This window comes from Paracoccus ferrooxidans (assembly GCF_029909815.1).
In the GTDB taxonomy this organism is placed as follows: domain Bacteria; phylum Pseudomonadota; class Alphaproteobacteria; order Rhodobacterales; family Rhodobacteraceae; genus Paracoccus; species Paracoccus versutus.
Window position 1 is genome coordinate 2217353 of sequence record NZ_CP038198.1, and the last position, 26509, is coordinate 2243861.

The window sequence follows — 26509 nt, forward strand, 5'->3', positions numbered from 1 at the left end:
GGGCGCGGCTGTTCAATTGCCTGACAGCGCCGGTTGACACCCGGCCGCCCCCGCGTAGCCTGCCCGCGCCGAAACGAGGAGCCCATGATCCCATTTCCCGACATTTCGCCCGAGATCTTCACCATCCATCTTTTCGGCATGGAATTCTCGTTGCGCTGGTATGCGCTGGCCTATCTGGCCGGGCTGCTGATCGGCTGGCGCATCATCGTCGCGCTGATGCGGCGGCCGCGGCTTTGGGGCGACGCGGCGCCCATGCCGCCCGAGCGGGTCGAGGAATTGCTGACCTGGGTGATCGTCGGCGTGGTGCTGGGCGGGCGGCTGGGCTTCGTGCTGTTCTACGAGCCGGGCTATTACCTGGCCAATCCGGGGCAGATCCCGGTGATCTGGCAGGGCGGCATGTCCTTTCACGGCGGCTTCCTGGGCGTGGTGCTGGCTTCCTGGTGGTATTGCCGGCGCCACGGCATCCCGGCGCTGCGGCTGGCCGATGCGCTGTCGGTGGCGACGCCGATCGGCCTGGGCCTGGGCCGGGTGGCGAATTTCATCAATGCCGAGCTGTGGGGCCGGCCGACCGACGCGCCCTGGGGCGTGGTCTTTCCCGGCGAGGCGGCGCAGAACTGCCCCGGCATCACCGGCCCCTGCGCCCGCCACCCGAGCCAGCTTTACGAGGCCGGGCTGGAGGGCGTGCTGCTGGCCGGCCTGCTTCTGCTGCTGGTCCGGGCCGGGGGGCTGCGCCGGCCGGGGCAGGCGCTGGGGCTGTTCCTGATCGGCTATGGCCTGTCGCGTTTCGTCGTCGAGTTCTTCCGCCAGGCCGATGCGCAATTCATCACCCCCGACAATCCGCTGGGCCATGTGCTGGGCGGGGCGGTCTGGGGCGTGACCATGGGCCAGCTGCTGTCGCTGCCGATGGTGCTGGTCGGGCTGGCCTTCCTGGCGCGCGCCCGCGCCCGGCCGGCGGTGCCGCAAGGCGCGGCATGACGCCGCTCGGACGCCTGATCGCCGCGCAGATCCGGCTGTCGGGGCCCATGGCCCTGGACGAATACATGCGGCTTTGCCTGCTCCATCCCCAGCATGGCTATTACGCCACCCGCGACCCCTTCGGCGCGGGCGGCGATTTCACCACCGCGCCCGAGATCAGCCAGATCTTCGGCGAGATGATCGGCCTGGCGCTGGCGCAGGCCTGGCTGGACCAGGGCCGTCCCGCGCCTTTTACCTTGGCGGAAATCGGGCCGGGGCGCGGCACGCTGATGGCCGACATCCTGCGCGCCATCCGCATCGTGCCCGGCATGGCCGAGGCGGCACGGGTGGCGCTGGTCGAGGTCTCGCCGCACCTGCGCCGGGTGCAGCGCGACAGGCTGGGCGACATCGCCCACCTGGACGATGTGTCGCAGCTGCCGCAGGCGCCGCTGTTCCTGGTCGCGAACGAGTTCTTCGACGCCCTGCCGATCCGCCAGTTCCAGCGCGGCGTGCAGGGCTGGGCCGAGCGGGTGGTGGCGCTGAATGCCCAGGGCGGGTTGGAGATGGGGCTGGTCCCGGCGGCCGATGCCGCGCTGCCTGCCGCGCCCCAGGGCGTGATCCGCGAAACCTGCCCCGAGGCCCTGCCGATCGTCGCGCAGGTCGCCGGGCGGATCGCCGCGCATGGCGGCTGCGCCATCCTTGTCGACTATGGCGGCTGGGACGGGCAGGGCGACACCTTCCAGGCCCTGCGCCGCCACCGGCCCGAAGATCCGCTGGCCAATCCGGGCGAGGCCGACCTGACCGCGCATGTCGATTTCGCCCCCCTGGCCGCGGCGGCGCGCGGGGCGGGGGCGCGCGTCTCGCGCATGGCGACGCAGGGCGACTGGCTGAAGCGGCTGGGGATCGAGGCGCGCGCGCAGCGCCTGGCGCGTCTGGGCGATGCGGGTGCGATGGCCGCGCTTCATCGCTTGACCGCACCCGATGAAATGGGACACTTGTTCAAGGTGCTGGCCTTATGGGCTCGCCATGCGCCCGTCCCCGCCGGATTCGAGCCCCTGGACGACGATGCAGACGACGCTTGAGATCCTGACCCATCCGCTGCTCGCCTCGGTGCGGCATGGCTTCTTCACCCGGCGCGGCGGCGCCTCCTCGGGGCTGTTTTCGGGGCTGAACTGCGGCTACGGCTCCAGCGACCAGGCCGAGATCGTCAGCATCAACCGCGCCCGCGTGGCCGCGGCGATGGGCGTGCCGCCCGCCGGGCTTGCCACCGTGCATCAGGTCCATTCCGCCGAGATCGCGGTGCTGCGCGCCGGCGACGACCCGGCCGCCGTCGCCGGGATGCGCGCCGACGGCATCGTCACCGACCAGCCCGGCGTGGCGCTGGCGGTGCTGACAGCCGATTGCCAGCCGATCCTGCTGGCCGACCCCGAGGCGGGGGTGATCGGCGCCGTCCATGCCGGCTGGCGCGGGGCGCTTTCCGGCGTGATCGAGGCGGCGGTCGGCGCGATGAACGATCTGGGCGCCAGCCGCATCCGCGCGGTGATCGGCCCCACGATCAGCCAGCGCGCCTATGAGGTCGGCGAGGATTTCATGGATGAGTTCCTGGCCGAGGAACCCGGCTATCACCGCTTCTTCGCCGGCGGGCCCAACGGGCGTCCGATGTTCGACCTGCCTTCGTTCGGCCTGATGCGCCTGCGCGAGGCCGGGGCCGAGGCCGAATGGACGCGGCATTGCACCTATTCCGACCCGGACCGCTTCTTTTCCTATCGCCGCAGCACGCATCAGAACCAGGCGGATTACGGCCGGCTGATCTCGGCGATTGCGTTGTAGGGCAACGGGAGCGTGTTTGATAAATGATGGCGAGGAACGGCTCTGTTGCACAAATCCCGTCAGGGATTCAGATCGTGAATCCAGGGTGGTAGCTGTGATGTATGAGCAGACCCACACCGCCAACCTACAGGACCAGAAACTGGCCAGCCTACAATGAAGCGCTCAAGCGCCGGGGCTCGCTGACGATCTGGTTCGACCCCGAGATGAGCTGGGATGCCGTGCCGACGGGGAGGCGTGGCCGCCAGCAGACCTACAGCGATACTGCCATTCAGAGCTGCCTGACGATGAAGGTGCTATTCGGCATGGCGCTCCGGCAGACGACCGGGTTCGTCGAGAGCCTGCTGCGTCTGGTTGGCCTCGACTGGACGGTGCCTGACTTCAGCACACTGTCCCGCCGCCAGAAGACCTTGGCTGTGAACATCCCGTATCGCGGCTCCAAAGGGCCGCTGCACCTGCTGATCGACAGCACAGGAATCAAGGTCGAGGGCGAAGGCGAGTGGCACGCTCGCAAGCATGGTGGCCCCAAACGGCGGGTCTGGCGCAAGATCCACCTTGGGATCGACGAGGAAACGCTAGAGATCCGGGCTGTCGAGATCACCGGGAGCAACGTCGGCGATGCGCCGATCCTACCTGACCTTCTCGACCAGATCCCGGAGGACCAGGAAATCGGTAGCGTCACGGCAGATGGCGCCTACGACACGCGCAAGTGCCACGATGCGATTGCAGATCGCGGAGCCCATGCCGTCATCCCACCGCGCAGGAACGCGAAGACCTGGAAGACCATCACCGCTGGAGCCGTCGCGCGCAACGAGGCCCTCCGGGCGTCCAGGTATCTCGGCCGCACCCTGTGGCGACGATGGAGTGGATACCACCGCCGGAGCCGCATCGAGACGAAGATGCATTGTGTCAAACTGCTGGGCCAGCGGCTCATGGCAAGGGACTTCGACCGTCAGGTCGCCGAGTTCCAGATCCGCATCGCCGTCCTGAACGGCTACACCGCGCTCGGCATCCCGGTCACGGAAGCTGTAGGATAAGTCTGTCCGGGGAGGGGGTAACCGCGCCCATCACCTGAGTTATGCAACAGAGCCGGTTCGTACTAGTCAGCCCCCTCACCCCAGCGCCGCCGCCCGTTCCTCGACGATGCTGAAGGGCACGCCTGGCTCGTCCTTGGCGCAGCGGATCACCAGCGAGGTCTTGACCGAGGCCACGTTCGGCGCCGCCGTCAGCTTCTCGGTCAGGAAGCGCTGGAAGCTGGTCAGGTCGGGCGAGACGCATTTCAGGATGAAGTCGATCTCGCCGTTCAGCATGTGGCATTCGCGGACCAGCGGCCATTCGCAGGCCAGCGCCTCGAAGGCGGAAAGGTCGCGCTCGGACTGGCTCATCAGCCGGACCATGGCAAAGACCTGCACCTCGAAGCCCAGCTCGCGCGCGTCGATGTCGGCATGGTAGCCGCGGATATAGCCCATCTCCTCCAGCGCGCGGACGCGGCGCAGGCAGGGCGGGGCGGAAATGCCGACGCGGCGGGCCAGCTCGACATTGGTCATGCGGCCGTCGGCCTGCAACTCTGCCAGAATTTTGCGGTCGATTTCGTCAAGTCTGGCGGCGGTCATCGCATCCCCTGGTTTGCCTTGCGGGCAAAAAACATGCCGGAAACTATCCCGCGGGGCCGGATTGCGCAACATTCTTTCCACCGATGCGCGAAGGGGCCTTATGGATTGCATGCGGGGCCGGCGGTGATTAGCTAAGGCTGCGCCAAGCGAGAGGTTCCCTGCCATGTCCCATGTTCCCGCCGAGATCGCCGCCGATGCCAGCCTGCCCGCCCACAGCCGCGTGCTGATCGTGGGCTCGGGACCGGCCGGCTATACCGCCGCCGTCTATGCCGCGCGCGCGATGCTTTCGCCGGTGCTGATCCAGGGCATGCAGCCGGGCGGCCAGCTGACCATCACCACCGAGGTCGAGAACTGGCCCGGCGAGACCGAGATCCAGGGCCCCGACCTGATGGTCAGGATGGAGGCGCATGCCCGCGCCATGGGCGCGCGCGTCTTCGTCGATACGGTGACGCGGCTGGACCTGGACCGGCGGCCCTTCGTGGCGGAACTTGATTCGGGCGCGCGCATCACCGCGGATGCGGTGATCCTGGCCACGGGCGCCCAGGCGCGCTGGCTGGGCCTGCCCAGCGAAGAGAAGTTCAAGGGCTTCGGCGTCTCGGCCTGCGCCACCTGCGACGGCTTCTTCTATCGCGGCCGCGAGGTCGTGGTGGTGGGCGGCGGCAATACCGCGGTCGAGGAGGCGCTGTTCCTGACCAATTTCGCCAGCAAGGTGACGCTGGTCCATCGCCGCGACAGCCTGCGGGCCGAAAAGATCCTGCAGGACCGGCTGTTCCGCAATCCCAAGGTCAGCGTGCTGTGGGATCACGAGCTGGTCGAGGTGCAGGGCGAGAGCCAGCCGCCCGGCGTGACCGGCGTCAGGGTGCGCCATGTCCGGCAGGGGACCGAGCAGGTGGTGCCGGCGGACGGCGTCTTCATCGCCATCGGCCATGCGCCGGCCTCGGAACTGGTCAAGGACCAGCTGGATCTGCATCACGGCGGCTATGTCAAGGTCGAGCCGGGCACGACCCGGACCTCGATCCCCGGCGTCTTTGCCGCCGGCGACCTGACCGACCATGTCTATCGCCAGGCGGTGACCAGCGCCGGCATGGGCTGCATGGCGGCGCTGGACGCCGAGCGCTACCTGGCCGAGCATGACATGGCCGGCGAGCCGAACCCGCACGCGGCCGAGATCCCGGCCTGATGGCCGGGCCCTTGCCGCATCACCAGCCGATCCGCGCGCTTCTGGTCAGCCCCGAGGCCGGGCAGAAGCTGCGGGCCGAGGCGGCGCGCATGGCCGCCTGGGATCTGACGCCCAGGCAATCGGCCGACCTCGGCCTGCTGATCGGCGGCGGCTTCCTTCCGCTGCGGGGCTTTCTGACCCAGGCGGATTACGATTCGGTGCTGGCGGGGATGCGGCTGGCCTCGGGCGCGCTCTGGCCCATGCCGCTGGCGCTGGAGGTCGATGCGGATTTCGCGGCCAGGGTCGAGCCGGGCGAGGACATCGCCCTGCGCAGTCCCGGCGGCGCGGTCATGGCCATCCTGTCGGTTACGGACAAATGGAGCCCGAACGGGGCCGAAGGCGCGGATCTGCCGGGCGCGGCCGGGCCGGTCTGCCTGGGCGGGCCGGTCAAGGGGTTGGAAGGTGCGGGGCTGGAAGGTGCGGGCGACGCCCATCCTGGGCCGAACGCCTGGCGGGCGCGTTTCCGTGCGCAGGGCTGCGAGCGGGTGCTGGCCTGCGATCCCGCCGATGCGGCCGCGGCGGCGCGGCTGGCCGGCGAGCTTGGCGCCGAATTGCTGACGGTCGGGGCCGAGCCGCGCCATGCCGGCCCGCGCGAGGCGCTGTGGCAGGCGCTGGTCCGGCGCAACCATGGCGCGACGCATCTGCTGCTGCCCGCCGATCCGGCCGCGCAGGCGCTGCTGCGGCAATACCGGGACGAGATCGGGCTGGAGCTGGTCGAGGCCGGGGACGGCCAGGCGCACAGCCGATAACGGCCCCTGCCGCGCGGCGGGATCGGCATTTCCTGATGCTATCGGAAGGGTGGGTGGCCGCCACACGGGCGGCGCGCATGTCGCCATTGCCGCCGCCTTGCCCGGCGGCGGCATCGGCATCCTGCGGCTTAGTGGACGCTGACCGGGGTCAGTTCGTTCTGGCGGGCCAGCAGGAAGGCCAGGCTGCGATCCTTGACCAGGGCCAGCCGCTCTCCATCCGCGCCATGCACGGCGTAAAGCGCATCGGCGCCGGGCACCTGGCGGCGCACCTCGTCGGGCAGGCTGTCCATCGCGACGCGGCGGATGTAGACGATGTTGCCCGCGCTTTCCGGGCCGAAATCGAATTTCTCGTTCATTTGCGATCCCCTTTCACTTGCGGCTGATCGGTATGGTCTGCACGATGCTGTCGGACACCGAGCGGCGCAGGTCGATGTTCAGAAGCCCGTTTTCAAGCCCCGCCGACACCACCTCGACCCCGTCCGCCAGCACGAAGCTGCGCTGGAAGGCGCGGGCCGCGATGCCCCGGTGCAGGAAGACGCGGCCTTCCTCGGCCTCGGCCTGGCGGCCGCGAACCACCAGCTGGCGGTCCTCGAGCGTGATCGACAGGTCGTCCTCGGAAAAGCCGGCCACGGCCAGCGTGATGCGAAAGCCGTTCGGCCCCTGGTGTTCGATGTTGTAGGGCGGATAGCCCTCGGCGCCCTTGGCGGCCCGTTCGGCCAGGCGTTCCAACTGGTCGAACCCCAGCAGGAACGGATGAGCGGCCAGACTGATCTTGGTCATTCCCAAGCCCTTTGCATCAAAGCGACTGTCGGCCGGACCCCGGAACGGCGATCCGGCAAGACCAATATGTGGACGGAGGCCGCCGGAAACAAGGGTTTGCCGCGTCGCAGCCGCGCGGCGTCACGGCCGCAGGCCGCAGGCGGCCATCGCCGCCCGGATCGCCCGGCCCGAGCCTGCCAGCGGCAGGCTGCCGCGGCCGCGGTCGTCCGCAAGCTCGACCCCGCTGCCGCCCAGCAGCCCCGCGAGCATCGCCGAGCCGCGCGCCGCCTGGGTCGCGCGCATGCCGCCGCTTGCGGCAAAGGGCTGCGCCATCCGCCGCCCGTCGATGCGCAGCACCAGCGAGCCGGGCGAGCCGGCCATGCCCTCGACGGCGACCAGCCCCTCGCTGCCGCGCTGGCACATGTAGCTCAGCGCCAACCGCCCGGATTGCACGCGGGCGTAATGCGTCCTGCCGCCATCGGCCGTGCCGTTACGCCAGCCCGCGCCCTGGCTGGGTGGCTGGGCGGGCTGGCGGCTGGGTGCCGCCTGCTCGCATTGCTCGGCCACGCAGGCGTGATAGCGCGGGTTCGAGGCGGGGCCGAAGTGATAGAGGCAGGAGTTGACGCAAAGCTGCATCTGCTCGCCCTCGGCTTGCGCATGGGCCGGGGCAAGCGGGGCCAGCAGCAGCGCAAGCGCAAGGGTGCAGGGCCTGAGGGGGGCGGTGCGGGGCATCGGCTTCTCCTGCATGGGGTTCGGCTGCAAGTTTCGGGCCGAAGGCCGCTTCGGGGCAAGCGTTTTTCCGAACCGGCCGGTCCGCGTTAACGCGTTCCCGCAAAACCATTAACAACGCCCGGAGGCCGCGCTATAACCAAGGCGATCCAGCCCGAGGCCCGAGATGAACGCCCAACATGAGATGTCCCATGAAGAGATCACCCGCGCCAAGCTGGAGGTGCTGCGGCGCGAGCATCGGGATCTCGACGAGGCGATCGCCGCGCTGTCGAGCCAGAGCCTGACCCATTCGCTGACCCTGCAACGGCTGAAAAAGCAGAAGCTGGCGCTGAAGGACCGCATCGCCCGGCTCGAGGACGAGCTTACCCCCGACATCATCGCCTGATTGCATGATCCCGCCCGGCGCTGTAGGGCGGGGCGCAAAAGGGGGTCGAGCCATGGAAAAAGCCGCCGAAAAGCCCGCCGGGAAACCTGTCGGAATCATCATGGGCAGCCAGTCCGACTGGCCGACCATGCGCGAGGCCGCCGCCATCCTGGACGAATTGGGCATCGCCTACGAGGCCCGGATCGTTTCCGCCCATCGCACGCCGGACCGGCTGTGGGACTATGGCAAGACCGCGGTGGCGCGCGGGCTCAAGGTCATCATCGCCGGCGCCGGCGGGGCCGCGCATCTGCCGGGGATGATGGCCAGCAAGACGCGGGTGCCGGTGATCGGCGTGCCGGTGCAGACCAGGGCGCTGTCGGGCGTCGATTCGCTTTATTCCATCCTGCAGATGCCCAGGGGCTATCCGGTCGCCACCATGGCCATCGGTGCGGCGGGTGCCGCCAATGCCGGGCTGATGGCGGCCGGCATCCTGGCGGTGTCCGATCCCGATCTGGCCGCGCGGCTGGATGCCTGGCGCCAGGCGCTGTCCGATTCCATCCCCGAGGAGCCGAAGGATGAGTGAACTGAAACCCGGCGCCACCATCGGCATCCTGGGCGGGGGCCAGCTGGGCCGCATGCTCTCGGTCGCGGCCAGCCGGCTGGGCTATCGCTGCCATGTCTACGAGCCGGGCGCCGCGCCGGCGGGCGACGTGGCGCATCGTCTGACCACCGCGCCCTATGAGGACGAGGCGGCGCTGCGCGCCTTTGCCGAATCGGTCGACGTCATCACCTATGAATTCGAGAACGTGCCGACGGCGGCGCTGGACCTGCTGGAATCGCTGCGCCCGATCCGGCCGAACCGCCGTGCGCTGGCCGTGTCGCAGGACCGGCTGGCGGAAAAGGATTTCCTGGCCGGCATCGGCCTGCGCACCGCCCCCTATCGCAGCGTGGAGACCGAGGCCGACCTGCCCGAGGCGCTGGCGGCGCTGGGTGCGCCCGCGATCCTCAAGACCCGGCGGCTGGGCTATGACGGCAAGGGGCAGATCCGCTTTTCCGATGCGGGGCAGCGGGACTGGACCGGCGCGCCCTCGGTGCTGGAGGGCTTCGTGGATTTCTCGGCCGAGATCAGCGTCATCGTCGCCCGCGGCGCCGACGGGCAGGTCGCGGCCTATGATCCGGGGCTGAACGTCCATCGCGAGGGCATCCTGCGCACCACCACCGTGCCCTGCGGCCTTCCGGCCGGCCTCTTGACCGATGCGGTGCTGGTCGCGGGCCGCATCGTAAATGCGCTGGACTATATCGGCGTCATGGGGGTCGAGCTGTTCGTGACCCGCGACGGGCTGGTGGTGAACGAGATCGCGCCGCGCGTGCATAACTCGGGGCATTGGACGCAGGCGGGCTGCGCCGTGGACCAGTTCGAGCAGCATATCCGCGCCGTGGCCGGCCTGCCGCTGGGCGACGGCCAGCGTTACGCCGATGTCGAGATGGAGAACCTGATCGGCGACGACGTGCTGCGCATCCCGGAACTGCTGAAGCAGCCGCGCGTGCAGCTTCATCTTTACGGCAAGGGCGAGGCGCGCCCCGGCCGCAAGATGGGGCATGTCAACCGGCTGCCGTAAAGGCGCCGGCCAGGCAGTCGAATTCCTCGCGATTGCCGGGAATGCCCAGGCGGATCCAGTGCGGATGCCAGGGAAAGATGCGGCTCCAGATGCCGGCGCGGGCCAGCAGGTCGCATGCGGCCGGCGCGTCGGGGGTGTCGTAGAGCCGGAACAGATGCGTGCCGCCGACCAACGGCCAATGCGGGGTGACGATCTGGTCCAGGTGCAGCGCGGCCTCGGACAGCCAGACCACGGTGTCGTCGATCCATGGCGCATCGGCCAGCGCCTGGGTGCCGATCTCCAGCGCCGGGCCGCTGACCGACCAGGGGCCGGCGCGCTCGGCCAAGCGGGCAAGCGTCTCGGGCGCGGCGATGGCAAAGCCTAGCCGCAGCCCGGCAAGGCCCCAGAACTTGCCGAAGCTGCGCAGTACGGTGACGTTATCGGGCCGCGCGCCCGCCACCGACAGGTCGGGACGGGGATCGGCAAAGCTTTCGTCCACCACCAGTTGCCCGACCGTCGCGGCGATGGCGGCGACCTGCGCGGGCAGGAATTCGCGCCCGTCCGGGTTGTTCGGGTTCACGATCACCGCCAGATCGGCGCCGGCCAGCGCGGCCGGGTCGGCGGGCTCGGCCACTTCCCAGCCGGCGGCGCGCAGGCTGGCGGCATGTTCGTTATAGGTCGGCGACAGCACCGCCGCGCGCCGCCCCGGCAGCACATGCGGCAAAAGCTGGATCGCCGCCGAGGCGCCGGCCAGCGGCAGGATCTGCTCTGGCGGGCAGCCGAATCGGACGGCGGCCGCGGCGCAAAGCCGGGCGGTATCGGCGGCCGTCGGCAGCGCGGTCAGGGCATGGGCCGAAAGCGGCCCCGCCGAACTTGCCGGGTTTGGCCAGGGCCGGCGGTTGATTCCCGTGGACAGGTCGATCCAGTCCGCCCGGCCGAAGCGGCTGGCCGCCTTGTCGATGTCGCCGCCGTGGTCGCGCATGGGCAATCCTCCCTGGCCGCCCTTGAACCTGCACGAAAGCCGGCGGTCAAGCGGCGGAGCCTGGCTGTCGCGATCCGGTAACGGAATTTTCGCTTTACACCCTCGTGGAACCGGCACACGATATGTTGTAGGCGCATCCCGGAAACTACGCCGGGTGTAGTCTGGGCCACCAAGGGTTGGGGTTTCGACCTTGCCCCGCTCTCAGACAGGCAGGGGGACAGGACATGGCACAGCTGGACTTCATCCATAGCGATGACATCCATCCCATCGACATCGTGGAAACCGTCGCGGCGCATCACGAATGGGATTTCGACCGTCTGGCCGAGGACCAGATCGCCATGGCGGTCGAGGGCCAATGGCGCACCTATTCCATCACGCTGGCCTGGTCGCCGCGCGAAGAGGTGCTGCGGCTGATCTGCACCTTCGACATGGACCCCCCGGCCGAGAAGCTGCCGGCGCTCTACGAGGTCCTGAACCTGGCCAACGACCAGGTCTGGGACGGCGGCTTCACCTTCTGGGGGCCGCAGAGGCTGATGGTCTGGCGCTATGGGCTGGTGCTTTCGGGCGATGCCATCGCCAGCCCCGAGCAGATCGACCAGATGATCGGCAATGCCATCCTGGCCTGCGAGCGCTTCTATCCCTGTTTCCAGCTGGCCTGCTGGGGCGACGCCACGCCCGAGGCCGCCATGGACATCGCCATGTCCGAGGCCTACGGTCGCGCCTGAATTCCCGCCTTTGCGCGGGCCAAGTCAGGGGGCAGGACATGGATTTCTCGGATCTGAATGCGCGCGGGCTGGTGCTGGTCGGCTGCGGCCGCATGGGCGGCGCGCTGCTGGACGGCTGGCTGAAGAACGGGCTGGCGGCGCGGGCGGTGCATGTGGTGGACCCCCAGCCGCGGGCGGAGCTGTCGGGTCTGGGTATTTGGATCAACGGAGAATTGCCCGAGGCGCCCGCCGTGCTGGTGATCGCCGTCAAGCCGCAGATGATGGCGGATGTGCTGCCGCGGCTGTCGGTCGGGGCGGGGACGCTGGTCATCTCGGTCGCGGCGGGGGTGACGCTGGGCGCCTATGAGGCGGCCTTTCCGGCGGCGCCGATCGTGCGCGCCATGCCGAACACGCCCGCGGCCATCGGCCAGGGCATCACCGCCGTCATCGGCAACGCCAGGGCCGGCGAGGCCGAGATGGCCCTGGCCGAGGCGCTGCTGTCCGCCGTCGGCCGCGTGGTGCGGTTGGAGGGCGAGGATCAGATGGATGCGGTGACGGCGCTTTCCGGCTCGGGGCCCGCCTATGTGTTTCACATGATCGAGGCCATGGCCGCGGCGGGCGCGGCCGAGGGGCTTTCGCCGGCGCTGGCGCTGGAACTGGCGCGGGCGACCGTGGCCGGGGCGGGCGCGCTGGCCGTGCATGAGGACGAGGATCCGGCCAGGCTGCGCGAGGCCGTGACCTCGCCCGGCGGGACCACGGCGGCGGCGCTTCGCGAGCTGATGGACCCCGAGACCGGCCTGCCGCCGCTGATGCGCCGCACCGTCGCCGCGGCAGCCGAGCGGGGGCGGGAGCTGGGCCGATGAGCGGCCAGATCGCCTGGGCGGATTTCGAAAAGGTCGAGATCCGCGTCGGCCGCATCACCCGTGCCGAGCCATTCCCCGAGGCGCGGCGCCCGGCCTTCAAGCTGTGGCTGGATTTCGGGCCCGAGATCGGCGCCCGCAAGAGCTCGGCCCAGATCACCCGGCATTATGCGCCCGAGGAACTGATCGGCCGGCAGGTGCTGGCGGTGGTGAATTTCCCGCCCCGCCAGATCGGCCCCTTCATGTCCGAGGTGCTGGTGCTGGGCCTGCCCGACGCCGATGGCGAGGTGGTGCTGATCGGTCCCGAACGCGAGGTGCCGGACGGGGGGAGGATGTATTGATGAAGCTTCTGGTGACGCGCCGCATGACGCAGGCGGCGGAACATGCGCTGTCGGCCCGGTTCGAGACCGAGATCCTGGACCGCCGGGACGGCTTGAGCGTCGAGGAGGCGGCGCAGGCTCTGGCCGATTACGACGCGATCATGCCGACCCTGGGCGACCGCTTCACCGCCGAGGCCTTCCAGGCCCGGCCGCGCTGCCGCCTGCTGGCGAATTTCGGCGCCGGCTACAATCATATCGACGTGGCGGCGGCCGCGGCGGCCGGCATCGCCGTGACCAACACCCCGGATGCGGTGACCGAGGCCACGGCGGACATCGCCCTGACCCTGATCCTGATGACCGCGCGCCGGGCGGGCGAGGGCGAGCGGCTGTTGCGCCGCGGCGCATGGACCGGCTGGGAGCCGACGCAGCTGCTGGGCCGCCATGTCACCGGCTGCACCGTCGGCATCATCGGCATGGGCCGCATCGGCAAGGCCATCGCCCGGCGCTGCCATTTCGGCTTCGGCATGGAGGTGCTGTTCCACAACCGCTCGGTGGTCTCGTCGCTGGACTTCCCGGCCCGGCAGGTGGCCGACCTGGACGAGCTGCTGGCGCAGTCGGATTTCGCCGTCGTCGCCGTGCCGGGCGGGGCCGAGACCCGGCACATGATCGGCGCGCATGAGCTGGAGCGGCTGGGGCCGCGCTCATACCTGGTCAATATCGCCCGCGGCGACGTGGTCGAAGAGGCGGCGCTGGTCCAGGCCCTGGCACAGGGCCGGATCGCCGGGGCCGGGCTCGACGTCTACGAGTTCGAGCCGAAGGTGGCGCCCGCGCTTTGCGCTATGGAGAACGTGACCCTGTTGCCGCATCTGGGCACCGCCGCCGAGGAGGTGCGCACCGCCATGGCGATGCGGGCGCTGAACAACCTGGTCGCCTTTGTCGAGGGGCAGGCGTTGCCCGACCGGGTGAACTGATGGTGCCAGGTGCGCGCGCCGAGGCGCTGGCGGTGACCAATGCCGGCAACGACGCGGCGCTGGCCGGGGCGCGGGTCATGCGCGCCGGCCATCCGCAGCCCGATGCCGATGGCGTGGCGGCGGCCGAGGCGGTGATCGCCCGGCTTTCCTCGGCCCGGCCGCAGGACCGGGTGCTGGCGCTGATCTCGGGCGGGGGCTCGGCCATGCTGCCGGCTTGACGCTGGCCGACAAGCAGGCGGTGAACCGGCTGCTCTTGGCCTCGGACGCCGATATTGCGCAGGTCAACCCGATCCGGCAGGGGCTGTCGCGGCTGAAGGGCGGCGGCTGGCTGCGGCTGTCGCGGGCGCCGGTCGCGGCGCTGATCCTGTCGGACGTGCCAGGGGACGACCTGCGGGTGATCGCCTCGGGGCCGACGGTGGCGCCGGTCGGCACGCGGGCCGAGGCCGCCGACCTGGCGCGCAGGCTGGGCATCTGGGAGCGGATGTCTGATGTGGCGCGGGCAGTGCTGCGGCAGCCCCAGGACCGCCGCGCCCTGCCGCCGGCCCGCAATATCCTCATCGGCTCGAACGCGCTTTCGGTCGCGGCCATGGTCGCGGCCGGGGCCGATCCGGCGCCCTTGCCGCTTGCGGGCGACGTGCAGGATTGCGCGCGGGCGATCTGGGTCCTGGCGCCGGGGTTGCGGCCGGGCCAGGCGCTGGCCTTCGGCGGCAAGACCACGGTCAGGCTGGTCGGCGACGGCATGGGCGGGCGCAACCAGGAACTGGCCCTGCGGCTCGCGCTGCTGGCCGAGGCGCAGCCGGTGAATTTCGGCTGGGCCTTTGTCGCGGTCGGCAGCGACGGGCGCGACGGTCCGGGCGAGGCGGCGGGCGGGCTGGTCGGTCCCGGCACGCCGGCGGCGATCCGGGCGGGCGGCATCGACCCAGCGGCGGCGCTGGCCAGGAACGATTCGACCCCGGCGCTGGCGGCGGGCGATGCGCTGGTGGCGGCGGGCGCCACCGGCACCAATGTCGCCGACCTGGCGGTGCTGGTGCGCGGCTGAAAGCACGGGCGGCGTCCTGGGCCGCGCGCAAGGCTGCCCTGCGCCCGCCTGCCTTGCCCGTCCTTCCGGCAGGGCCTAAGACCGAAGGGCACGAGCCGCATGACGGGGAACCCCATGAGATCGACCCTCAGCTACATGACCTGGCCCTTCATCGTCACCGGCGCGGGACTGGCGCTCGCCGCCTTCCTGGGCTGGGAATACCATGGCACCGGCTCGGGGGCGCTGGCCTTCTTCCTGATCGCCGGCATCCTGGCGGTGCTGGAGATCTCGCTCAGCTTCGACAATGCCATCGTCAATGCCAACAAGCTCAAGCAGATGGTGCCGAAATGGCAGCGCCGCTTCCTGACCTGGGGCATCCTGATCGCGGTCTTCGGCATGCGCGTGATCTTTCCGCTGCTGGTCGTGGTGATCGCCGCCCACCTGGCGCCATGGGAGGCGCTGCGCCTCGCCGCCACCCAGCCGCAGGAATATTCCCGCATCATCCACGAGGCGCACCTGCCCATCGCGGCCTTCGGCGGCTCGTTCCTGATGCTGGTGGCGCTGAACTATTTCTTCGACGAGGCCAAGGACGTGGACTGGATCAAGGGCGTCGAGGCCGCGCTGCGCAAGCTGGGCGAGATCCGCGGCATGGAGGTCGGCTTCGTGCTGATCTGCATGCTGGTGATCGTGGGCCAGCTGCCGGCGGAAAAGGAGCATGCCTTCATCATCGCCGCGATCTGGGGGGTGATCACCTATCTGCTGGTGGACATGCTCGGCCATGTCCTGGACCGCTGGGGCGGCGCCCCCCGGCATGCCGACATGGCGCGCGGCGGCTTCGGCGCCTTCCTCTATCTCGAGGTGCTGGACGCGTCCTTCAGCTTCGACGGGGTGATCGGCGCCTTCGCGCTGACCCAGAACCTGTTCCTGATCGCCATCGGCCTTGGCATCGGCGCGATGTATGTGCGCTCGATGACGGTGATGCTGGTCGAGCGCGGCACGCTGGCCGCCTTCCGCTATCTCGAGCACGGTGCCTTCTGGTCGATCTTCGTTCTGTCCATCCTGATGTTCGTCCAGACCCTGCGGCCGATCCCGGAAGTGGTCACCGGCCTGCTGGGCGCCTGCTTCATCGGCATGGCCTTCCTCAGTTCGCTGGCCTGGCGCCGCCGCCACCCGCAGGGCTGAGTTTGCCGTTCTTTCCGTTTTCCAAATACCCATGCGATGGGGCCCAGGGGCGCGGTTGCTGGAGTATTTGGGGAACAGAGAAGTCGCGGCCGCGGCGTCCCATCGCGCCGGGCGGCGCGGCCGGCGCCGTCCGGAGAGCATTTGGGACACGGTGAACGGCGCCAGGTGTCAGGCGCTGCCCAGCGGCCGCGTCGCCAGCGACAGCCAATCGCGCACCTCGCCCGCGACCAGGGGCGAGATCTTCTCCCGGACCTGCGCATGATAGGCGTCGAGCCAGGCGATCTCGGCCGGGGCGAGCAGGCCGGGCTCGATGAGGCGACGGTCGATCGGGGCGAAGGTCAGGGTCTCGAAGCCCAGCATCTCGCGCCCGTCGGGGCTGCCCTGTTCCTCGACCACGATCAGGTTCTCGATGCGGATGCCGAAGCCGCCCTCGCGGTAATAGCCGGGCTCGTTCGACAGGATCATGCCGGGGGCCAGCGGGATGTCCGAGATGCGCGAGATCCTGACCGGCCCCTCATGCACCGAAAGGCCGGCGCCGACGCCGTGCCCGGTGCCGTGGTCGTAATCCATGCCCTCGGACCACAGCGGCGCGCGGGCCAGCGCGTCGATATGGCAGCCCGCGAGGCCCTTGGGGAACTGCACCCGCGACAGCGCGATCATGCCCTGAAGCACGCGGGTATAGGGCCGCCGCACCGCCGGATCGACCGGGCCCATCGGCAGGGTGCGGGTGATGTCGGTGGTGCCGTTGGCATATTGCCCGCCGGAATCGACCAGCAGCACATGGCCGGGCAGGATGCGCAGGTTGCTTTGCCGGTCGACATGGTAATGCGGGATCGCGGCATGCGGGCCGGTGGCCGCGATGGTGTCGAAGCTGATGTCGAGGATGCCGCGCGCCACGCGCAATTCCTCGAGCTTGGTGGCCACGTCGATCTCGGTCAGCGGCTCGGCGTCCAGATGCGGTGCGCGGGCGTCGAGCCAGCACAGCAGTTCCGTCACCGCGGCGCCGTCCTGCAGATGGGCGGCGCGCATCCCGGCGATCTCGGCCGCGTTCTTGCGCGCTTTCGGCAGGATCACCGGATCCGGGGCTTCGGCGATGGGGGTCTTCATGCTTTCGATCAGCGCGAACACCTGCTCGGGCGCGCTGGCGGGGTCGACCCGCACCGGGCCGGCCAGGTTGGTCAGCGCCGGGGTCAGCGCATCGAGCGGCAGGATCGAGACCACATTGCCAAGCGCCGCCCGCACCTCCGCGCCGAACTTGGCCGGGTTGGTGAAGACGGCGATATGGCCGTTCTCCTCGATGATGGCGAAGCCTTGCACCACCGGATTCTTCGGCACGTCGGCGCCGCGGATGTTCAGCAGCCACGACACCGAATCGGGCAGGGTCAGCACCGCTGCCTGCTGTCCGGCATCGCGCAGCGCGCGGGCGATGCGGGCGCGTTTTTCGGCCGCGGTCTCGCCGGCGATCTCGTCGGGCCAGAGGCGGACCGCGCCCACCGGCGCCTCGGGCTGGTCGGTCCAGATCGCATCGACCGGGTTCGTGTCGAGCGCGATCAGCGCGATGCCCGAGCCGGCCAAGCCCTTTTCCATCTCGTGGATCTCGCGCCGCGTGTGCAGCCAGGGGTCGTAGCCGATGCGCCCGCCCTCGGGCAGGGCCTCGCGCAGCCAGTCGGCGGGTTTCGTCTCCGGCCAGGGCACCGGGGTGAAATGCGCGGGGTCCACCTGGGCCTTGACCTGCACGCGATAGCGGCCGTCGATGAACACGCCGGCGCGGTCGGGCGTGACGATGCAGAAGCCGGCGCTGCCGGTAAATCCGGTCAGCCAGGCCAGCCGCGCGTCCCGCGCCGCGACATATTCGCCCTGATGGGCGTCGGCGCGCGGCACCAGGAAGCCGTCGAGCCCGCGCGCGGCCAGTTCGCGGCGCAGCGCCGCCAGCCGGGGCGGATGCGCGGCGGGGTCGGAGTGGCTGTCATAGGTCTGGAACATGCTTGCCTCTGGGTCTTGTTCTGGATGTCAGGCGCGGGCCAGCGCCTCGTGCGCGCCGGGCAGGGTGCGGGCCAGCCCGTCGGCCACCGCCTGGGCGCTGCGGCGGTGGTGGAAATCGGCAGCGACGCGGGCGCGGGAGGCCTGCGCCAGCCGCCGCGCCTCGTCGGGATCGGCGTGGAGCCGGGCGATTTCGTCTGCCATGACCTCGGGGCGTTCGGGGGGCACCAGGATCGCGTCGCGGCCCGAGGTGATCAGCTCGTGATTGCCGCCGACATCGGTGACGACCACCGGCATCTCCATCGCCATCGCCTCCATGATCGCGACCGAGATGCCTTCGTTCAGGCTGGCCAGCGCAAAGATATGCGCGCGCTCCAGCCCCTCGCGGACCGAGGTTTCGTTGACCGCGCCCAAGAGCGTCACCGCATCGCTGAGCCCCTTTTCCGCGATCAGCGCGTCGAGCTGGCGGTGATAGCCGGTGCCGCCCTGTTCGTCCTCGCCCGCGATCTCCAGCCGGGTATCGATGCCGCGGGCGCGCAGCAGGGCGACCGTCTGGATCAGGTGGTCATGGCCCTTGACCGCGTTCAGCCGGCCGCAGCTGAAGATGCGCAGCGGCTCGCCCGGCGCGGGCGGTTGCCAGGGAGCCTGGCGCCGGATCTGGTCGAGGTCCACCCCCATCGGCGCGACATTGATCACCGCCGGGCGGTCGGCGCCGATCTCGCGCTCGGCCACCTGCGTCAGCAATTGCGAGATGATGGTGGCGAAGCGCGCATGGCGCCATTTCTGCCGCTGGTTCGGCCCGTAGCCCTCCAGCGTCGGGCCGTGCAGGGTCAGGCTGTAGCCGGGCCCGCCCAGCCTTTCGGCGAACATGGCGATATTGGCGCTGTCGGCGCAGCTGTGGACATGGATGTGGTTCCAGCCCTGCTGGCGGGCGATGCGCTTGAGCCGCGCGCCCATGGCCAGCAGCGCCAGCATCCGCAGCCGGCCCTTGAGCCCCTGCGCCTCGGCGGTCATCGCCGCGCCCAGGCCCCGCGCCCAGCCGGCGGGCCCCGAGCGCAGGAGTTCCGCAAGGATGCCCAGGCCCTCGCCGCCCAGCGGCATCAGGTAGCGGGTCTGCGCCTGCGCCTCGGCGGCCCAGCTGTGCGAGGCGACGGCGCGCGGCGGCGGGCGGGTCGAGATCAGCTCGGCCTCGATCCCCAGCTCCGCCAGCGCCTGCCGTTCGCGCCACAGGAAGATATGGGTCTGGCCCGGAAATTCGGGAATGAAGAAACCGATCTTCAGCACGTCAAAGCCCCTTGGCCTGCGAGGCGGAAAAACGGCCCCGGTCCTGCGAAATTGGTCGCATGGGACGCGGGGCAGTTCAAGCAGCCCGAAAGAACAGGTTCAGCCCACGCGGCGCAGGTTCATGGCGCGGGCGCGCTTCCTGGGATCGGCCTCGAACAGGGCGGCGAGCTGTTCGGTCATGGCGCCGGCCAGCTGCTCGGCATCGGTGATCGTCACCGCGCGCTCGTAATAGCGGGTCACGTCATGGCCGATGCCGATGGCCAGCAGCTCGACCTGCTTCTTGCGCTCGATCATCGCGATCACGTCGCGCAGGTGCTTTTCCAGGAAATTCGCCGGGTTGACCGACAGCGTCGAATCGTCCACCGGCGCCCCGTCCGAGATCACCATCAGGATGCGCCGCGCCTCGGGCCGCCGGGCCAGCCGGCGATGCGCCCATTCCAGCGCCTCGCCGTCGATGTTTTCCTTGAGGAGCCCTTCCTTCATCATCAGGCCCAGGTTCGGGCGCACCCGCCGCCAGGGCGCGTCGGCGCCCTTGTAGATGATATGGCGCAGGTCGTTCAGCCGCCCCGGCTGCGCCGGCCGGCCCGCGGCCAGCCATTTCTCGCGGCTCTGGCCCCCCTTCCAGGCGCGGGTGGTGAAGCCCAGGATCTCGACCTTGACCTGCGAACGCTCCAGCGTGCGGGCCAGCACGTCGGCGCAGATCGCGGCGATACTGATCGGCCGGCCGCGCATCGAGCCCGAATTGTCCAGAAGCAGCGTCACCACGGTGTCGCGGAACTCGGTGTCCTTTTCGACCTTGAAGGACAGCGGTGTCGTCGGGTTCGCCACCACGCGGGCCAGGCGGCCGGCGTCCAGCACGCCCTCTTCCTTGTCGAATTCCCAGCTGCGGTTCTGCTGTGCCTGCAAGCGCCGTTGCAGCTTGTTGGCCAGGCGCGAGACGGCGCCGCGCAGGGGTTCCAGCTGCTTGTCCAGATAGGCGCGCAGCCGCTCCAGCTCGGCCGGGTCGGCCAGATCCTCGGCGCGGATCTCCTCGTCGAATTCCTGGGCATAGACGCGGTAATCCGGGCTCGCCTCGCTGACCTGCGGCGGCAGGTCCGGGGGCGTTTCGGCCTCGGACATCTCGGCCTCGTCCACCAGCTCCTCGTCGGACTGGTCGTCCATGCTGACCTGGGCCTGGCGCTCTTCCTGGGTCTGCTCCTGCGTGCGCTCGGGGCTGGCCTCGGCCTCGTCGTCCTGGTTCTGGTCGCGGGACTGGTTGTCGCCGGCCTCCTCGTCCTGCTCGGCGTTTTCCTCGGCCTCGTCTTCCTGCGGCTCGTCGGGGTCTTCGCCCAGCTGGTCGCCATAGCCCAGGTCGGCGATCACCTTGCGGGCGAGCCGGGCGAAGGCCGCCTGGTCGGCCAGCACCTCGCCCACATGATCGAGATCGGCGCCGGCCTGTTCCTCGACGAAGGAGCGCCACAGGTCGGCGACATGCTGCGCGGCCGAGGGCAGGGCGCGGCCCGTCGCCGCCTGCCGCACGATATAGCCCGCCGCCACCGCCAGCGGCGCATCGGCCGGGGCCTTGATCTGGCCATAGCCCTTGCGCTCGGCCTCCTGCCCCAGCTTGGCGTCGATGTTGCTGAGCGCGCCGGGCATGTCGCGGGCCCCCAGCGCCTCGCAGCGCGCGGTCTCCATCGCCTCGTAGAGGTCGCGCGCCATCGGTCCGGCAGGCACGTATTTCGCATGGGTTCCGGTGTCGTGGTGGCGCAGCTTCATCGCCAGGGCGTCGGCGGTGCCGCGCGCGAGCAGCACCTCGTCGCGGGTCATGCGGCGGCTGACCTGCGGCAGGCGCATGGTATCGCCCGCCACGCCGGAAGGGTCGGCGGTGAAGGTCACGTTCAGCTCGTGATCCTCGGCCAGGGCGCGGGTGGCCTCGGTCAGGGCCTTCTTGAACGGATCGGCGGGGTTGTCGGATTTTTTCATGATCTATTTCTGGGCCAGTTCAGGCCGGCTGTCGAGAGGACTTGACGCAACAGGTCATGCACACATATTTACACACATGGAAATCCTTCGGAACAGCCGCGACATTCTGCGCCGCCTTGCCGCGGAAGGCTGGGAAGAGGTTTCGATCCGGGGATCGCATCACAAGTTCCGCAAGGAAGGGCGCGTCGTGATCGTGCCGCACCCCAAAAAGGATTTGCCCCTTGGCACGGCCCGCAGCATCGCGCGCATGGCAGGATGGTTGGAGGACAAGGAATGAAAACCTATCTGGCATTGGTCGAAAAAGCTCCCGACAGCGCCTTTGGCATCCGTTTCCCGGACCTGCCGGGCTGCTTTTCGGCGGCCGATGACGAAAAGGACATCCTGCCGAACGCGGTCGAGGCGTTGGAACTGTGGTTCGAGGACGCCCCGGACAGCCAGCCCCGCGCCTTGGGCGAAATCGCCGCCGAATGCGCGGCAGAGCTGACGGCTGGCGCCTTCCTGATCGCGGTGCCGCATATCCGTCGCATGACCAGGCAGCGCCGGGTGAATGTCAGCATGGATGCCGGAACGCTGGACGCGGTCGATACGGCGGCAGAGCAATTGGGCCTGACCCGCTCGGGCTTTCTGGCGATGGCGGCCCTGAACGAGATCAAGGGCGGGCATTAGCCCGCCTTGACCGCCGCGCTTTCCGGCAGTTCCTCGTCGAACAGGCGTTGATAGAATTCGGCCACGGTCTGCCGTTCCAACTCGTCGCATTTGTTCAGGAAGGTCAGCCGGAAGGCATAGCCCACGTTGTCGCCGAAGATGCGCGCGTTCTGCGCCCAGGCGATCACCGTGCGCGGCGACATGACCGTGGAGAGATCCCCCTGCATGAAGGCCGTGCGCGTCAGGTCGGCCAGCGTCACCATCTGGCTGATGATCTTGCGGCCTTTCTCGGTGTTGTAGGTCGGGTTCTTGGCCAGCACGATGGCCGCCTCGGCGTCGTGGCTCAGGTAGTTCAGCGTCGCGACCAGCGACCAGCGGTCCATCTGGCCCTGGTTGATCTGCTGCGTGCCATGATAGAGGCCGGTGGTGTCGCCCAGGCCCACGGTGTTCGCCGTCGCGAACAGGCGGAAATAGGGGTTCGGGGTGATGACCTCGTTCTGGTCCAGAAGCGTCAGCTTGCCGTCGGCCTCCAGCACGCGCTGGATCACGAACATCACGTCGGCCCGGCCGGCGTCGTATTCGTCGAAGACGATGGCGGTCGGGTTGCGCAGGGCCCAGGGCAGGATGCCCTCGTGGAAGACCGTGACCTGCTTGCCGTCCACCAGCTTGATCGCGTCCTTGCCGATCAGGTCGATCCGGCTGACGTGGCTGTCCAGGTTCACCCGCACGCAGGGCCAGTTTAGCCGCGCCGCCACCTGCTCGATATGCGTGGATTTGCCGGTGCCGTGATAGCCCTGGATCATCACCCGACGGTTGTAGGCAAAGCCCGCCAGGATCGCCAGCGTGGTGTCGGGATCGAACTTGTAGGTCGTGTCGATGTCGGGCACCCGGTCCGAGCGTTCGGCAAAGCCCTTGACCTTCATGTCGCTGTCTAGGCCGAAGACCTCGCGCAGGTCGATCTCTTCGGTCGGTTTCGCGTTCTGATCCAGCATGGGCGGCCCTTTCGATTGTCCCATGCTTGATGAATGATTCCCCGCGCGGGCGCAAGCCGGGCGGGGCGCGGGAACCGTCGCCGCGGCTGCGAATTGCGCATGGGCGCGCCGCCGCCTAGAGTGCCGCGCAGGAACCTGGGACGGGAAACGGACATGAGCGGATTGCTGGCGCTGCTGGATGACGTGGCGGGGATCGCCAAGATCGCGGCCGCATCGGTCGACGACGTGGCGGGTCAGGCGGTCAAGGCCGGCGCCAAGGCCGCTGGCGCCGTGATCGACGACGCCGCGGTGACGCCGAAATACGTCCACGGCTTTTCCGCCGCGCGCGAGGTGCCGATCGTGATGAAGATCGCGCGCGGCTCGCTTTTCAACAAGCTGGTGATCCTGCTGCCCATCGCGCTGCTGCTCTCGGCCTTCGCGCCCTGGGCGATCACGCCGCTGCTGATGCTGGGCGGCTCCTACCTGTGCTTCGAGGGGGCCGAGAAGCTGGTGCATGCGCTCAGCCATCACAAGATAAACGAGCCGCATCTGCAGGCGACCGCCGAGGGCGGGGCCGGGCTGGAAGAGGAACGGGTGCGCGGCGCGATCAAGACCGACTTCATCCTCTCGGCCGAGATCATGACCATCGCGCTGGCCGCGATCCCGAACGGCGACGCGATCTGGATGAAGGCGCTGATCCTGGCGGTGGTGGCGGTGGGCATCACCGTCGCGGTCTACGGCTTCGTGGCGCTGATCGTGAAGGCGGACGATTTCGGCCTGCACCTGCACGAACGCGGCGGCCCTGCCGCGGGGCTGGGGCGGGGCATCGTCCATGTCATGCCGGGCTTCATGAAGGTGCTGACCGTGGTCGGCACCGCGGCGATGATCTGGGTCGGCGGCCAGATCGTCATCCACGGGCTGCATGTGCTGGGCCAGCACCAGCCATATGACTGGATCCACGGCGCGGCCGAGGCCGCGGCCCAGGCCCTGCCCGCGGCACCGGGCCTTGCCGCTTGGACCACCACCGCCTTCTTCGACGGCATCTTCGGGGTGATCTGGGGCATGATCCTGATTCCGGTGGCGCATTACGCCGTCACCCCCGCCATCGAGGCGGTGAAGGGCGCGGTGGGCGCCAAGTCCTGACCCTGGCTTGCCCTTGGCCTGCCGCCGGGACTATCAACTGCCATACCAATGCCGCAGGAGATGTCCATGCCGATTCCCGCCCCGGCCCTCGACGCGCTTTCCGCGCTTCTGGGCGCGCGCCTGTCCACCAGCGGCGCCGACCGCGACCTGCACGCCCAGTCCGAGACCTTCCACCGCGCGCCGCCGCCCGATGCGGTGGCCTGGCCGGTCTCGACCCAGGAGGTCTCGGGCATCGCCGCCATCTGCCATGCGCATCGCGTGCCGATGATCGGCTGGGGCACCGGCACCTCGCTGGAAGGGCAGGCGCTGGCGCCGCAGGGCGGGCTGGTGATCGACCTGGCCAAGATGGACCGCGTGCTGGAGATCCGGGCCGAGGACATGCAGGTCAGCGTCCAGCCCGGCTGCACGCGCGAGGCGCTGAACCTTGAGCTGCGCGCGACCGGCCTGTTCTTCCCGGTCGATCCCGGCGCCAATGCCTCGCTGGGCGGCATGGCGGCGACGCGCGCCTCGGGCACCACGGCCGTGCGCTATGGCACCATGCGCGACAACGTGCTGGCGCTCGAAGTGGTGCTGGCGGACGGGCGCGTCATCCGCACCGGCACGCGGGCGGCGAAATCCAGCGCCGGCTATGACCTGACGGCGCTCTTCGTCGGTTCCGAAGGCACGCTTGGCATCATCACCGAACTGACCCTGCGCCTGCATGGCCAGCCCGAGGAGGTCGCCGCGGCCGTCTGCGGCTTTTCGACGCTGGAGCAGGCGGTGGAATGCGTCACCGCCACGATCCAGTCCGGCATCCCGATGGCGCGGATCGAGTTCATCGACGCCGACGTGGTGCGCGCCTTCAACCGCGCCTCGGGCACGCAGATGCATGAAGGCCCGCATCTGATGGTCGAGTTCCACGGCTCCTCCGCCTCGGTCAAGGGCGATGCCGAGGCCTTCGGCGCGCTGGCGGCCGAGTTCGGCGGCACCGGCTTCGACTGGGCGACCACGCCCGAGGCGCGGGCTGCCTTGTGGAAGATGCGCCATAACGCCTATCGTTCCTGCCTGGCGCTGCGGCCGGGGGCGACGGCGGTGGTGACGGATGTCTGCGTGCCGATGTCGCATTTGCCCGCCGCGGTGGCGGCGGCGGCCGGGGACATCCGCGCCGAGGGCCTGTTGGGCCCCATCGTCGGCCATGTCGGCGACGGCAATTTCCATGCCCAGATCCTGGTGGCGCCCGGCGACGAGGCCGAGCTTGCCGCCGCCAAGCGCGTCGCGCTGCGCATGGCCGAGCGTGCGATCGCGGTGGGCGGCACCATCACCGGCGAGCATGGCGTGGGCATCGGCAAGCGCCCCCTGATGCCCGCCCAGCACGGCGCGGCCATCGGCGTCATGGCGGCGATCAAGCAGGCGCTGGACCCCGAGGGGGTGCTCAACCCCGGCAAGCTGGTGCCCGAGGCCGATTGAGGCCCCTGGGGCCTGCCGTCAGCTGAAGATGAAATCGCCCGCGTCGAGCGCGGCGGAACCGACGCCCACGATCAGGATCGAGGTTCCGCTGGCCAGATCTATACGGCAATCCGCGCCGACATCGGTAAGCACGAGGTCGTCGAACGTCACGCCGCCGCCGGTATTGGTAAGCTGGATCGGCTCTGTTGCATAACTCAGGTGATGGGCGCGGTTACCCCCTCCCCGGACAGACTTATCCTACAGCTTCCGTGACCGGGATGCCGAGCGCGGTGTAGCCGTTCAGGACGGCGATGCGGATCTGGAACTCGGCGACCTGACGGTCGAAGTCCCTTGCCATGAGCCGCTGGCCCAGCAGTTTGACACAATGCATCTTCGTCTCGATGCGGCTCCGGCGGTGGTATCCACTCCATCGTCGCCACAGGGTGCGGCCGAGATACCTGGACGCCCGGAGGGCCTCGTTGCGCGCGACGGCTCCAGCGGTGATGGTCTTCCAGGTCTTCGCGTTCCTGCGCGGTGGGATGACGGCATGGGCTCCGCGATCTGCAATCGCATCGTGGCACTTGCGCGTGTCGTAGGCGCCATCTGCCGTGACGCTACCGATTTCCTGGTCCTCCGGGATCTGGTCGAGAAGGTCAGGTAGGATCGGCGCATCGCCGACGTTGCTCCCGGTGATCTCGACAGCCCGGATCTCTAGCGTTTCCTCGTCGATCCCAAGGTGGATCTTGCGCCAGACCCGCCGTTTGGGGCCACCATGCTTGCGAGCGTGCCACTCGCCTTCGCCCTCGACCTTGATTCCTGTGCTGTCGATCAGCAGGTGCAGCGGCCCTTTGGAGCCGCGATACGGGATGTTCACAGCCAAGGTCTTCTGGCGGCGGGACAGTGTGCTGAAGTCAGGCACCGTCCAGTCGAGGCCAACCAGACGCAGCAGGCTCTCGACGAACCCGGTCGTCTGCCGGAGCGCCATGCCGAATAGCACCTTCATCGTCAGGCAGCTCTGAATGGCAGTATCGCTGTAGGTCTGCTGGCGGCCACGCCTCCCCGTCGGCACGGCATCCCAGCTCATCTCGGGGTCGAACCAGATCGTCAGCGAGCCCCGGCGCTTGAGCGCTTCATTGTAGGCTGGCCAGTTTCTGGTCCTGTAGGTTGGCGGTGTGGGTCTGCTCATACATCACAGCTACCACCCTGGATTCACGATCTGAATCCCTGACGGGATTTGTGCAACAGAGCCG

General features: G+C 69.4%; 30 protein-coding genes and 1 pseudogene. 20 read left to right on the top strand and 11 right to left on the bottom strand.

What is annotated here, in order from left to right:
• Positions 1-84 precede the first annotated feature (84 nt).
• The 4 genes from lgt to E3U26_RS11125 all read left to right on the top strand — a co-directional run bounded on the left by lgt (position 85) and on the right by E3U26_RS11125 (position 3818).
• Positions 85-975: a prolipoprotein diacylglyceryl transferase gene (lgt, locus tag E3U26_RS11110; protein WP_499104857.1), complete on the top strand. Its 891-nt coding sequence runs from the start codon at positions 85-87 to the stop codon at positions 973-975.
• Positions 972-2036, top strand: coding sequence for a class I SAM-dependent methyltransferase (locus tag E3U26_RS11115; RefSeq protein ID WP_036751348.1), 1065 nt, complete (start codon positions 972-974; stop codon positions 2034-2036). Before lgt ends, E3U26_RS11115 begins: the two co-directional genes overlap by 4 nt.
• Positions 2020-2784: a peptidoglycan editing factor PgeF gene (pgeF, locus tag E3U26_RS11120; protein WP_214273221.1), complete on the top strand. Its 765-nt coding sequence runs from the start codon at positions 2020-2022 to the stop codon at positions 2782-2784. The genes E3U26_RS11115 and pgeF overlap by 17 nt, the downstream gene beginning before the upstream one ends.
• Before the next feature lie 101 nt (positions 2785-2885).
• Positions 2886-3818: an IS5 family transposase gene (locus tag E3U26_RS11125; RefSeq protein WP_179921185.1), complete on the top strand. Its 933-nt coding sequence runs from the start codon at positions 2886-2888 to the stop codon at positions 3816-3818.
• Between the two features lie 75 nt (positions 3819-3893).
• On the opposite strand, the gene E3U26_RS11130 is transcribed toward E3U26_RS11125, so the two are convergent.
• Positions 3894-4394 carry an Lrp/AsnC family transcriptional regulator gene (locus E3U26_RS11130; protein WP_114534829.1) on the bottom strand — a complete coding sequence of 167 codons (501 nt, stop codon included), beginning with the start codon at positions 4392-4394 and terminating at the stop codon, positions 3894-3896.
• Between the two features lie 163 nt (positions 4395-4557).
• Here E3U26_RS11130 and trxB point away from each other — a divergent pair, with 163 nt between their 5' ends.
• Entirely contained in the window at positions 4558-5574 is a 1017-nt protein-coding gene (gene trxB, locus E3U26_RS11135; RefSeq protein ID WP_499104858.1) for an NAD(P)/FAD-dependent oxidoreductase, read from the top strand.
• Entirely contained in the window at positions 5574-6362 is a 789-nt protein-coding gene (locus E3U26_RS11140; protein ID WP_499104859.1) for a bifunctional sulfate adenylyltransferase/adenylylsulfate kinase, read from the top strand. The genes trxB and E3U26_RS11140 overlap by 1 nt, the downstream gene beginning before the upstream one ends.
• Before the next feature lie 128 nt (positions 6363-6490).
• On the opposite strand, the gene E3U26_RS11145 is transcribed toward E3U26_RS11140, so the two are convergent.
• The 3 genes from E3U26_RS11145 to E3U26_RS11155 form a co-directional block, all read right to left on the bottom strand.
• Entirely contained in the window at positions 6491-6718 is a 228-nt protein-coding gene (locus E3U26_RS11145) for a DUF1150 family protein (RefSeq protein WP_036751337.1), read from the bottom strand.
• 13 nt (positions 6719-6731) lie between these two features.
• Positions 6732-7142 carry an Hsp20 family protein gene (locus tag E3U26_RS11150; RefSeq protein WP_036751335.1) on the bottom strand — a complete coding sequence of 137 codons (411 nt, stop codon included), beginning with the start codon at positions 7140-7142 and terminating at the stop codon, positions 6732-6734.
• Positions 7143-7262: 120 nt separating this feature from the next.
• Entirely contained in the window at positions 7263-7853 is a 591-nt protein-coding gene (locus tag E3U26_RS11155; RefSeq protein WP_499104861.1) for a hypothetical protein, read from the bottom strand.
• A gap of 163 nt (positions 7854-8016) precedes the next feature.
• Here E3U26_RS11155 and E3U26_RS11160 point away from each other — a divergent pair, with 163 nt between their 5' ends.
• The 3 genes from E3U26_RS11160 to E3U26_RS11170 are packed head-to-tail and all read left to right on the top strand — an operon-like array spanning position 8017 to position 9833.
• Complete coding sequence (locus E3U26_RS11160) at positions 8017-8235, top strand: YdcH family protein (protein WP_036751331.1); 219 nt, start codon at positions 8017-8019, stop codon at positions 8233-8235.
• 52 nt (positions 8236-8287) lie between these two features.
• Entirely contained in the window at positions 8288-8797 is a 510-nt protein-coding gene (gene purE / locus E3U26_RS11165; protein ID WP_214273217.1) for a 5-(carboxyamino)imidazole ribonucleotide mutase, read from the top strand.
• Positions 8790-9833, top strand: a complete 1044-nt coding sequence (locus tag E3U26_RS11170) for a 5-(carboxyamino)imidazole ribonucleotide synthase (protein WP_449044542.1) — start codon at positions 8790-8792, stop codon at positions 9831-9833. The genes purE and E3U26_RS11170 overlap by 8 nt, the downstream gene beginning before the upstream one ends.
• On the opposite strand, the gene cobD is transcribed toward E3U26_RS11170, so the two are convergent.
• Complete coding sequence (cobD, locus tag E3U26_RS11175; protein WP_276241739.1) at positions 9817-10794, bottom strand: threonine-phosphate decarboxylase CobD; 978 nt, start codon at positions 10792-10794, stop codon at positions 9817-9819. The genes E3U26_RS11170 and cobD overlap by 17 nt on opposite strands.
• Before the next feature lie 224 nt (positions 10795-11018).
• On the opposite strand from cobD, the gene E3U26_RS11180 reads away from it, so the two are divergent.
• The 7 genes and pseudogenes from E3U26_RS11180 to E3U26_RS11210 all read left to right on the top strand — a co-directional run bounded on the left by E3U26_RS11180 (position 11019) and on the right by E3U26_RS11210 (position 15849).
• Positions 11019-11519 carry a type III secretion system chaperone family protein gene (locus E3U26_RS11180; protein ID WP_036751324.1) on the top strand — a complete coding sequence of 167 codons (501 nt, stop codon included), beginning with the start codon at positions 11019-11021 and terminating at the stop codon, positions 11517-11519.
• Between the two features lie 38 nt (positions 11520-11557).
• Positions 11558-12361, top strand: coding sequence for a pyrroline-5-carboxylate reductase (proC, locus tag E3U26_RS11185; RefSeq protein ID WP_499104862.1), 804 nt, complete (start codon positions 11558-11560; stop codon positions 12359-12361).
• Entirely contained in the window at positions 12358-12699 is a 342-nt protein-coding gene (locus E3U26_RS11190) for a tRNA-binding protein (RefSeq protein WP_072460949.1), read from the top strand. Before proC ends, E3U26_RS11190 begins: the two co-directional genes overlap by 4 nt.
• Positions 12699-13649, top strand: a complete 951-nt coding sequence (locus E3U26_RS11195; RefSeq protein WP_449044538.1) for a 2-hydroxyacid dehydrogenase — start codon at positions 12699-12701, stop codon at positions 13647-13649. Before E3U26_RS11190 ends, E3U26_RS11195 begins: the two co-directional genes overlap by 1 nt.
• Positions 13649-14097: pseudogene (locus E3U26_RS11200) on the top strand (DUF4147 domain-containing protein); the annotation flags it as partial. The gene E3U26_RS11195 and the pseudogene E3U26_RS11200, both read left to right, overlap by 1 nt.
• A gap of 291 nt (positions 14098-14388) precedes the next feature.
• A complete protein-coding gene (locus E3U26_RS11205; protein WP_499105794.1) occupies positions 14389-14688 on the top strand; it encodes an MOFRL family protein in 300 nt (99 codons plus the stop codon).
• Positions 14689-14787: 99 nt separating this feature from the next.
• Positions 14788-15849 (top strand): DUF475 domain-containing protein, encoded by a 1062-nt coding sequence (locus E3U26_RS11210; protein WP_036751317.1) that lies wholly within the window; start codon positions 14788-14790, stop codon positions 15847-15849.
• A 168-nt stretch (positions 15850-16017) separates the two neighbouring features.
• Here E3U26_RS11210 and E3U26_RS11215 read toward each other — a convergent pair whose 3' ends face one another.
• The 3 genes from E3U26_RS11215 to cobT form a co-directional block, all read right to left on the bottom strand.
• A complete protein-coding gene (locus tag E3U26_RS11215) occupies positions 16018-17832 on the bottom strand; it encodes an aminopeptidase P family protein (RefSeq protein WP_499104863.1) in 1815 nt (604 codons plus the stop codon).
• A gap of 27 nt (positions 17833-17859) precedes the next feature.
• Positions 17860-19113 (bottom strand): glycosyltransferase family 4 protein, encoded by a 1254-nt coding sequence (epsE, locus tag E3U26_RS11220; protein WP_499104864.1) that lies wholly within the window; start codon positions 19111-19113, stop codon positions 17860-17862.
• 99 nt (positions 19114-19212) lie between these two features.
• The gene (gene cobT / locus E3U26_RS11225; protein ID WP_499104865.1) at positions 19213-21075 is read right to left on the bottom strand and encodes a cobaltochelatase subunit CobT; all 1863 of its coding nucleotides are present in this window, start codon (positions 21073-21075) and stop codon (positions 19213-19215) included.
• Between cobT and E3U26_RS11230 the strand changes: the two genes are divergently transcribed.
• Positions 21074-21352: a type II toxin-antitoxin system HicA family toxin gene (locus E3U26_RS11230; protein WP_449044535.1), complete on the top strand. Its 279-nt coding sequence runs from the start codon at positions 21074-21076 to the stop codon at positions 21350-21352. The two genes, cobT and E3U26_RS11230, sit on opposite strands and share 2 nt — an antisense overlap.
• Positions 21349-21741, top strand: a complete 393-nt coding sequence (locus E3U26_RS11235; RefSeq protein ID WP_036751309.1) for a type II toxin-antitoxin system HicB family antitoxin — start codon at positions 21349-21351, stop codon at positions 21739-21741. The genes E3U26_RS11230 and E3U26_RS11235 overlap by 4 nt, the downstream gene beginning before the upstream one ends.
• Here the strand turns inward: E3U26_RS11235 and cobS are convergent.
• Positions 21738-22712 carry a cobaltochelatase subunit CobS gene (cobS, locus tag E3U26_RS11240; RefSeq protein WP_036751307.1) on the bottom strand — a complete coding sequence of 325 codons (975 nt, stop codon included), beginning with the start codon at positions 22710-22712 and terminating at the stop codon, positions 21738-21740. The two genes, E3U26_RS11235 and cobS, sit on opposite strands and share 4 nt — an antisense overlap.
• Positions 22713-22865: 153 nt before the next feature.
• Between cobS and E3U26_RS11245 the strand changes: the two genes are divergently transcribed.
• On the top strand, positions 22866-23834 hold the full coding sequence (locus E3U26_RS11245) for a DUF808 domain-containing protein (protein ID WP_114534841.1): 969 nt from the start codon (positions 22866-22868) through the stop codon (positions 23832-23834).
• 66 nt (positions 23835-23900) lie between these two features.
• Complete coding sequence (locus tag E3U26_RS11250) at positions 23901-25280, top strand: FAD-binding oxidoreductase (protein WP_449044533.1); 1380 nt, start codon at positions 23901-23903, stop codon at positions 25278-25280.
• A gap of 18 nt (positions 25281-25298) precedes the next feature.
• On the opposite strand, the gene E3U26_RS11255 is transcribed toward E3U26_RS11250, so the two are convergent.
• Positions 25299-25430, bottom strand: a complete 132-nt coding sequence (locus E3U26_RS11255; RefSeq protein WP_499104867.1) for a hypothetical protein — start codon at positions 25428-25430, stop codon at positions 25299-25301.
• Positions 25431-25512: 82 nt separating this feature from the next.
• The gene (locus E3U26_RS11260) at positions 25513-26445 is read right to left on the bottom strand and encodes an IS5 family transposase (protein ID WP_179921185.1); all 933 of its coding nucleotides are present in this window, start codon (positions 26443-26445) and stop codon (positions 25513-25515) included.
• Positions 26446-26509: the final 64 nt, after the last annotated feature.

What these genes read in the sequence shown, in the direction of transcription:
- E3U26_RS11170 (WP_449044542.1), top strand. Translation starts at nt 8,790, where the DNA reads ATGAGTGAACTGAAACCCGGCGCCACCATCGGCATCCTGGGCGGGGGC.
- E3U26_RS11115 (WP_036751348.1), top strand. Translation starts at nt 972, where the DNA reads ATGACGCCGCTCGGACGCCTGATCGCCGCGCAGATCCGGCTGTCGGGG.
- E3U26_RS11260 (WP_179921185.1), bottom strand. Translation starts at nt 26,445, where the DNA reads ATGAGCAGACCCACACCGCCAACCTACAGGACCAGAAACTGGCCAGCC.
- lgt (WP_499104857.1), top strand. Translation starts at nt 85, where the DNA reads ATGATCCCATTTCCCGACATTTCGCCCGAGATCTTCACCATCCATCTT.
- E3U26_RS11230 (WP_449044535.1), top strand. Translation starts at nt 21,074, where the DNA reads ATGATCTATTTCTGGGCCAGTTCAGGCCGGCTGTCGAGAGGACTTGAC.
- E3U26_RS11125 (WP_179921185.1), top strand. Translation starts at nt 2,886, where the DNA reads ATGAGCAGACCCACACCGCCAACCTACAGGACCAGAAACTGGCCAGCC.
- E3U26_RS11190 (WP_072460949.1), top strand. Translation starts at nt 12,358, where the DNA reads ATGAGCGGCCAGATCGCCTGGGCGGATTTCGAAAAGGTCGAGATCCGC.
- E3U26_RS11215 (WP_499104863.1), bottom strand. Translation starts at nt 17,832, where the DNA reads ATGTTCCAGACCTATGACAGCCACTCCGACCCCGCCGCGCATCCGCCC.
- purE (WP_214273217.1), top strand. Translation starts at nt 8,288, where the DNA reads ATGGAAAAAGCCGCCGAAAAGCCCGCCGGGAAACCTGTCGGAATCATC.
- E3U26_RS11180 (WP_036751324.1), top strand. Translation starts at nt 11,019, where the DNA reads ATGGCACAGCTGGACTTCATCCATAGCGATGACATCCATCCCATCGAC.
- E3U26_RS11130 (WP_114534829.1), bottom strand. Translation starts at nt 4,394, where the DNA reads ATGACCGCCGCCAGACTTGACGAAATCGACCGCAAAATTCTGGCAGAG.
- E3U26_RS11235 (WP_036751309.1), top strand. Translation starts at nt 21,349, where the DNA reads ATGAAAACCTATCTGGCATTGGTCGAAAAAGCTCCCGACAGCGCCTTT.
- cobT (WP_499104865.1), bottom strand. Translation starts at nt 21,075, where the DNA reads ATGAAAAAATCCGACAACCCCGCCGATCCGTTCAAGAAGGCCCTGACC.
- E3U26_RS11245 (WP_114534841.1), top strand. Translation starts at nt 22,866, where the DNA reads ATGAGCGGATTGCTGGCGCTGCTGGATGACGTGGCGGGGATCGCCAAG.
- proC (WP_499104862.1), top strand. Translation starts at nt 11,558, where the DNA reads ATGGATTTCTCGGATCTGAATGCGCGCGGGCTGGTGCTGGTCGGCTGC.
- E3U26_RS11160 (WP_036751331.1), top strand. Translation starts at nt 8,017, where the DNA reads ATGAACGCCCAACATGAGATGTCCCATGAAGAGATCACCCGCGCCAAG.
- E3U26_RS11205 (WP_499105794.1), top strand. Translation starts at nt 14,389, where the DNA reads ATGGGCGGGCGCAACCAGGAACTGGCCCTGCGGCTCGCGCTGCTGGCC.
- E3U26_RS11145 (WP_036751337.1), bottom strand. Translation starts at nt 6,718, where the DNA reads ATGAACGAGAAATTCGATTTCGGCCCGGAAAGCGCGGGCAACATCGTC.
- cobS (WP_036751307.1), bottom strand. Translation starts at nt 22,712, where the DNA reads ATGCTGGATCAGAACGCGAAACCGACCGAAGAGATCGACCTGCGCGAG.
- E3U26_RS11150 (WP_036751335.1), bottom strand. Translation starts at nt 7,142, where the DNA reads ATGACCAAGATCAGTCTGGCCGCTCATCCGTTCCTGCTGGGGTTCGAC.
- E3U26_RS11140 (WP_499104859.1), top strand. Translation starts at nt 5,574, where the DNA reads ATGGCCGGGCCCTTGCCGCATCACCAGCCGATCCGCGCGCTTCTGGTC.
- pgeF (WP_214273221.1), top strand. Translation starts at nt 2,020, where the DNA reads ATGCAGACGACGCTTGAGATCCTGACCCATCCGCTGCTCGCCTCGGTG.
- trxB (WP_499104858.1), top strand. Translation starts at nt 4,558, where the DNA reads ATGTCCCATGTTCCCGCCGAGATCGCCGCCGATGCCAGCCTGCCCGCC.
- E3U26_RS11210 (WP_036751317.1), top strand. Translation starts at nt 14,788, where the DNA reads ATGACGGGGAACCCCATGAGATCGACCCTCAGCTACATGACCTGGCCC.
- cobD (WP_276241739.1), bottom strand. Translation starts at nt 10,794, where the DNA reads ATGCGCGACCACGGCGGCGACATCGACAAGGCGGCCAGCCGCTTCGGC.
- E3U26_RS11250 (WP_449044533.1), top strand. Translation starts at nt 23,901, where the DNA reads ATGCCGATTCCCGCCCCGGCCCTCGACGCGCTTTCCGCGCTTCTGGGC.
- E3U26_RS11195 (WP_449044538.1), top strand. Translation starts at nt 12,699, where the DNA reads ATGAAGCTTCTGGTGACGCGCCGCATGACGCAGGCGGCGGAACATGCG.
- E3U26_RS11155 (WP_499104861.1), bottom strand. Translation starts at nt 7,853, where the DNA reads ATGCCCCGCACCGCCCCCCTCAGGCCCTGCACCCTTGCGCTTGCGCTG.